We start from the raw sequence: 2,343 nt of genomic DNA, 5'->3' as shown, positions 1-2,343 counted from the left end.
GATTTAGTTAACATTTTTTTAAGCAAAACGACCAAGAAATAAGAGGTATTTTAACAAAAGTTGGTTGATTTGTCTAGGGTTATTGTTAGTTTTATTGTTATAAATCAATTTATTGTGTGGTTTTTAAGGGTTGACTAAATAGTAGCTTTAGAATATCTTTTTGTTCTTGAGGTAAATTATCACCCTTTGGTATTGTTGCAGAAAGTTGGCCTTGGATTTCAGCAACATGCTGTTTAAGTTGTTCATTTTCTTTCTGAAGAAATTCGTTTTTATTATTTGATATTTCTAACTTTTCCCCTAGGGCTTCATATTTGTCATTTATTAGCTTTAATCTTTCTTTTAATACAACTGAAGAGCCATGTTCATTAATAAGCTTTTCAAACATTTCTAGCATTTAGCACCTCTTTTATTTTTGCACATAACGCTTGAGCTCACCAGCTAATTACGAGCGCCAGCGAGTAATTAGTCCGGTGCAGCGATTTGTTATATTTTGTATGCTTGATTTGTGCAGACGATAGATATACAAAATAGAACTAGTTGCAATTACAAGATAACAGACAAAATCAATTATTTGATTTGCTTCTATAGATTGCATTTCACTTATCTCACTATATCCCTTCGTAATCACGCTAAAAACTATGAGGCATGGAAAGAGTACAGTGTAGAGCAACCACACCCAATTAGAAAATAATGGGTACTTACTCGCCCCTTAAAAACTCATTCCAAACAAACCAAAACCACCCATTTTCCCAACCATCTAAATCAACAAAACTGCTTTTTATCCAGCACCACAAAAAACCTTAGGTATTTTACAAAAAATAAGCCCAGTTTTTGCCAAAACAAAAAAATAGNACATTTTTTTAAGCAAAACGACCAAGAAATAAGAGGTATTTTAGCAAAAGTTGGTTGATTTGTCTAGGGTTATTGTTGGTTTTATTGTTATAAATCAATTTGTTGTGTGGTTTTTAAGGGTTGACTAAGTATCCATACTGCCGTTCGATTTCAAGGACCACTTGGTAATATCTTGTTGTAAAACCAAGAAGCAAAAGCCATAGCAGGGTAGCAATAAAATCAGCACTTTTACCTAACTTTATACCAACTGCTTTATTGATGTAATCATTAACGACATTAACAACTATGTCCGTAGATGATAGTTGCAAAGTAAATACTGCCATGATAATCAGCAACCAATAAAACAACTTATCTCGTTGCTTTATGGATGCCAGATGTATATCAAAGCTATCTTTATAATGTGAGCAAAGATTATTAAACTTAGCTTCTTCCATTATGCGTTATTCAATGCCTTTAAGACTGTATCTCTAGTAAAGCTCATTGCCCAACTAGCACCAGAATTTAAAAGCTCATCAGGACTGGTATTCGTACTGGACAATTTCACAGCAACAAGTTTATTCCCGCTAGCTTTGCTTTTTGCCACTTCAAAATTTAACCAATTCTTGTAACCAATATCGTCAGAATCAGCATGTTTTTTATTTGCTTCTTTTCCGACAATCACAAGCGTATGTGTTGCGGTATTTATTTTTCTCGTTAGTGCTCCTTTTACAGTAGGAATATCCCAACTGTTAATTTCAGAAGAAGAATAGTCACTAAAAGTAAACTCAAAATCTGGATTCGCATCCCAAGCTTGAAGCAGGAATTTATAATTTTTGTCATTGTCCCAATCAAAACTCACAAATACTTTCTTTTTAGCCATGGTTCAGTTCCTTATTGTTGGTTGTTTAAAAATATAACGCCCGCGTCAACTGCCGGAGGCTACTGGCGCCTTTTGTGCGGTTTTTGCACAAAAGGTGATAGTGGCCGGAGGTCAGATTGCACGCGCTTGTTAGGCTTATTCTCTGTTTCATGGGAAGTCATGATAAATCTCCCACTTTGGATCGTTAGACAACTCTAGATCTACTTTGAAAGACTTGATTTTAGAGTTATTTTTGTTAGTTGAGCCAACGAATTTATCTGGATTACTTAGTCGCCCCTTAAAAACTCACTCCAAACAAACCAAAACTACTCATTTTTCCAACCATCTAAATCAACAAAACTGCTTTTTATCCAGCACCACAAAAAACCTTAGGTATTTTACAAAAAATAAGCCCAGTTTTTGCCAAAACAAAAAAATAGTGGCTATCACCAGCCATTTTCTCAAATTCCAAGCACAGGCAGCCATTAAAACATTAATCTCATCACCAACTTGCCCTTTGAGTAGGTTTCTAGAGAGTCTAAAATCTGATTTAAGATGTCCGATAATCGGCTCAATCGCTGCGCGTCTTTTACACAGTTTGCGCTTTTTGTCTTGTTGATAACGATTGTCTCGCTTAAGGGCTTTTTTAGGCA

At 35.0% G+C, this 2,343-nt stretch carries 4 protein-coding genes; all 4 read right to left on the bottom strand.

What is annotated here, in order from left to right; all coding sequences use genetic code 11:
- Positions 1–109: 109 nt before the first annotated feature.
- Positions 110–394 (bottom strand): hypothetical protein, encoded by a 285-nt coding sequence (locus tag BHECKSOX2_RS04590; RefSeq protein WP_180323661.1) that lies wholly within the window; start codon positions 392–394, stop codon positions 110–112.
- 571 nt (positions 395–965) lie between these two features.
- Positions 966–1,286 carry a hypothetical protein gene (locus BHECKSOX2_RS04585; protein ID WP_139682646.1) on the bottom strand — a complete coding sequence of 107 codons (321 nt, stop codon included), beginning with the start codon at positions 1,284–1,286 and terminating at the stop codon, positions 966–968.
- A complete protein-coding gene (locus BHECKSOX2_RS04580; protein WP_139682645.1) occupies positions 1,286–1,711 on the bottom strand; it encodes a TIR domain-containing protein in 426 nt (141 codons plus the stop codon). Before BHECKSOX2_RS04580 ends, BHECKSOX2_RS04585 begins: the two co-directional genes overlap by 1 nt.
- Positions 1,712–2,041: 330 nt before the next feature.
- Positions 2,042–2,343 (bottom strand): transposase (locus BHECKSOX2_RS10225; RefSeq protein ID WP_245391297.1); only part of this gene is annotated, 302 nt, incomplete at its 5' end.

The sequence above is a fragment of the thiotrophic endosymbiont of Bathymodiolus puteoserpentis (Logatchev) genome (assembly GCF_900127505.1).
GTDB lineage: Bacteria > Pseudomonadota > Gammaproteobacteria > PS1 > Pseudothioglobaceae > Thiodubiliella.
This window is presented reverse-complemented; position numbering and strand designations above follow the sequence as displayed.

What these genes read in the sequence shown, in the direction of transcription:
- BHECKSOX2_RS04580 (WP_139682645.1), bottom strand. Translation starts at nt 1,711, where the DNA reads ATGGCTAAAAAGAAAGTATTTGTGAGTTTTGATTGGGACAATGACAAA.
- BHECKSOX2_RS04585 (WP_139682646.1), bottom strand. Translation starts at nt 1,286, where the DNA reads ATGGAAGAAGCTAAGTTTAATAATCTTTGCTCACATTATAAAGATAGC.
- BHECKSOX2_RS04590 (WP_180323661.1), bottom strand. Translation starts at nt 394, where the DNA reads ATGCTAGAAATGTTTGAAAAGCTTATTAATGAACATGGCTCTTCAGTT.